This window comes from Kitasatospora sp. NPDC127060 (genome assembly GCF_042724935.1).
GTDB lineage: Bacteria > Actinomycetota > Actinomycetes > Streptomycetales > Streptomycetaceae > Kitasatospora.
Genome location: NZ_JBHXEG010000180.1, coordinates 1 through 3,168, shown reverse-complemented (window position 1 = coordinate 3,168; position 3,168 = coordinate 1). Strand labels below are relative to the sequence as shown.

Annotated in this window: 3 protein-coding genes and 1 pseudogene; 1 reads left to right on the top strand and 3 read right to left on the bottom strand. The window is 73.6% G+C overall.

Features of this window, described 5'->3' with window-relative positions; all coding sequences use genetic code 11:
* Positions 1 to 261, top strand: a pseudogene (locus ACFWIS_RS40530) (hypothetical protein); the annotation flags it as partial.
* 181 nt (positions 262 to 442) lie between these two features.
* Here ACFWIS_RS40530 and ACFWIS_RS40525 read toward each other — a convergent pair.
* Genes ACFWIS_RS40525 through ACFWIS_RS40515 form a run of 3 tightly spaced genes read right to left on the bottom strand, consistent with a single transcriptional unit; the run spans position 443 to position 2,812 of the window.
* Entirely contained in the window at positions 443 to 1,486 is a 1,044-nt protein-coding gene (locus tag ACFWIS_RS40525) for an ABC transporter permease (protein ID WP_380524392.1), read from the bottom strand.
* Positions 1,446 to 2,297 carry an ATP-binding cassette domain-containing protein gene (locus ACFWIS_RS40520; protein ID WP_380463364.1) on the bottom strand — a complete coding sequence of 284 codons (852 nt, stop codon included), beginning with the start codon at positions 2,295 to 2,297 and terminating at the stop codon, positions 1,446 to 1,448. Before ACFWIS_RS40520 ends, ACFWIS_RS40525 begins: the two co-directional genes overlap by 41 nt.
* A 35-nt stretch (positions 2,298 to 2,332) precedes the next feature.
* A complete protein-coding gene (locus ACFWIS_RS40515; RefSeq protein ID WP_380463361.1) occupies positions 2,333 to 2,812 on the bottom strand; it encodes a MarR family winged helix-turn-helix transcriptional regulator in 480 nt (159 codons plus the stop codon).
* Positions 2,813 to 3,168 lie beyond the last annotated feature (356 nt).

Below are 3,168 nucleotides of genomic sequence, written 5' to 3'. Positions count from 1 at the left end.
GGACTACGGGTCTACCGGATCCTGTTCACCGCCACCCCGCACGTCTACGCCTACAAACTCGCCTACGTACTACGGGACTTGAGCGAGACCAGCCCCCGGGCAGCCCGAATGCCAGGCGCCCGGCAGACCCTGCTCGCACAAGCACGGGCCGCGTCCACCCACATCCCCACGGACGCGCCCGCCCACCAGCAGCGAATGTGGGAGTACTCGGTGGCCGAACTCAGAGACATCGAGCGCCGGCTCGGCCAGGCGAACCGATGACAGGCCATCCACACGAGGACCCGGCGCCAACCGCACGAGGACGACTCCCGAACTCCAACCAATGAACCCCACACGAACAAGAAGATTCTTGCGGTCAGACCAGCCAACGAGCTGACGAGACTTCAGTTTTGGTACGCGGCAACGGTCACGTCCGCCCCGGCCCGGACCGGGGGTGCCGCGGTCAGCGGGCCAGGCGGCCCAGGAGGGCGGAGGCCGCGGCGATGCCCGCCAGGGTGGCGGCGGCCAGGACGGCGAAGTCCAGGGGCAGGTGGGAGGGGGTGCCGATGAGCAGGCCGCGCAGGGCGTCGACCTGGTAGCTGAGCGGGTTGGCCTTGCTGACGGCCTGCAGCCAGCCCGGCATGAGGTCCACCGGGTAGAGGGCGTTGGAGCCGAAGAACAGCGGCATGGTGATCGCCTGGCCGATGCCCATCAGGCGGTCACGGGTGAGGACGATCCCGGCGATGGCCATCGAGAGGCAGGAGAAGAACGCCGAGCCGAGCAGCACCGCGACCACCACCCCGAGCAGGCGCAGCGGGTTCCAGGTCATCGCGACGCCCAGCACGGCGGCGATCAGCACCACGACGACGGCCTGCAGGACGGCCTTGACGCCGGCGGCGAAGGCCTTGCCGGTGACCAGGGCGGCGCGCGGGGTGGGGGTGACCAGGAGTTTGGTGAGGACTCCGGAGTCCCGCTCCCAGATGATCATGATGCCGTAGAAGATCGCGATGAACATCGCGGACTGGGCGATGATGCCCGGTGCCAGGTAGTCCAGGTAGGGGATGCCGCCGGTGGGTATCGCCTTGAGCCGGGTGAAGGTCTCGCCGAAGATCAGCAGCCACAGGGCGGGCTGGACGGCGCGGGTGTACAGCTCGGTGCGGTCGTGGCGCAGCTTCTGCAGTTCCACGGCGCACATCGCGCCGACCCGGGCGGGTACCAGGCGCCAGCCGGTGCGGGCGCGCGGGGGCACCAGCAGCAGGTCGAGGTCGGGGGCGGTCTCGGTGGCGCTCGCGGTCGCGGTGGCACTCGCGGCCGTGTCGGCGGTCCCGTTCGCGGCCGTGTCGGCCGTCGTGTCGGCGGTCCCGTTCGCGGCCGTGTCGGCCGTCGTGTCGGCGGTCCCGTTCGCGGTCGCGGTCACGTCGGTGGTCGCGTTCGTGGTCGCGTTCGCGGGGGCGTTCGCGGGGGGCTCAGCCGACGCGGCTGGCCGTGCGGCGGGTACGGCGGACATCGCCGAAGTCTCCTTCCGTGGCGTCGGCCAGGTCGCGGCCGGCGAAGTGGCGGAACACGTCGTCCAGGGTGGGTTCGTCCCGGCCTTCCCGGCGTACCCGGTCCTTGAGTTCGGCGGGGGTGCCCAGAGCCCGGATGCGGCCGCGGTCCATCAGGGCGATGCGCTCGCAGTGGCGGTCGGCCTCGTCCATGTAGTGGGTGGTGACCAGGACGGTCATGCCGGTGGCCCGGCGCACGGCGTCCACGCGCTCCCACACGCCGGTGCGGGCGATCGGGTCCAGGCCGATGGTGGGTTCGTCCAGGACCAGCAGGCGCGGGGCGCTGACCAGGGCCTGGGCGAGTTCGAGGCGGCGCACCATGCCGCCGGAGTAGGTGGCGGCCATCCGGTCGGCGGCGTCGGTGAGGTCGACGGCCGCCAGGGCCTGGGCGACGCGGCGGGCGCGTTCGGCGCGGGGCACGTCGAAGACCCGGGCGAACAGGGCGACGTTCTCGCGTCCGGTCAGCCCGGCGTCGGCGGACAGTTGCTGGGGCACGTAGCCGAGCAGGCGGCGCACCTCCATGGGGCGGCGGGCGGCGTCGTGGCCGAAGACGCGCACCATGCCGGCGCCGGCCGGCAGCAGGGTGGTGATCGCGCGGATCGCGGTGGTCTTGCCCGCGCCGTTGGGCCCGAGCAGGCCGAACACCTCGCCGGTGCGCACGGTCAGGTCGATGCCGTCCACGGCCCGGGTGGTCTTGCCGCGGCCGTGGGTGAAGCTGTACTCCAGGCCCTGGCACACCACGGCCTGCTCCTCGCCGGCCACACCGCCGGCCACACCGCCGGTCACGCCGCTCGCCGCAACACCGCTGGTCACGCTTCCTCCTCGGGCAGGGTGCGCAGGCCCTCGGCGACCTTCCGCAGGGCGGGCAGGGCGGCGGCCAGCGCGGCCCGGTCCCCCTCGGGCAGGCCGGCGACCAGCTCGCCCATCAGGGCGCGGCGGTGCGAGCGCCAGGCCTCGATGCGCTGCTCGGCGGCCTCGGTCGCGTACAGCAGGGCGGCGCGCCGGTCGGCGGGATCCGGCTCGCGGCGCAGCAGGTCCTGCGCGACGAGCTGGTTGACCAGGGTGGAGACGGAGTTGCCGGCCAGGCACAGTTCCTCGGCGGCCGCGGAGACCCGCAGGCCGGGGGTGTCGGTCACCAGGCGCAGCAGTTCCACCTGGGCGCCGCGCAGGCGGGGCTGTTCCAGGCGGCGGCGCAGGCGGCGGCGCAGCAGGCGCTGGATGCCGACGAGGAGGGCGGAGAAGTCGTCGGCGAGGGCGGTGCCGGGGTGGTCGGGGGCTCGGGTGGTCACCTCCCCATTTTAGCTCTCAGTGAGAGGTATGTGTCGAGGGGGCGGGGAGGGTGGGGGCGGACGGGGGTGGGGCCAACTCGGTTCGTGTTCGGCGGACTTGGGTGCCGCCGGGGAACGTCTCCGCACCGGCCGCGGCCGTGGCGACCCGGCGGGCGGGACCGTTGCGGTGGGCGACTCGCCCCGCCCGGTCGCCGCCGCCCGCGAGGGCCTCGGCCGCACCGCCACCGCCACCGCCGTCGACATGAAGCCTCTCTGCACCACCGGCAGGACCAGCTGACCGGCCCGTGCCGTCCACGCCGTTCGCGCGACGGTACGGCGCGGACGAGCAGCGGGAAGGGCCCGGCCGGTACGGCCGC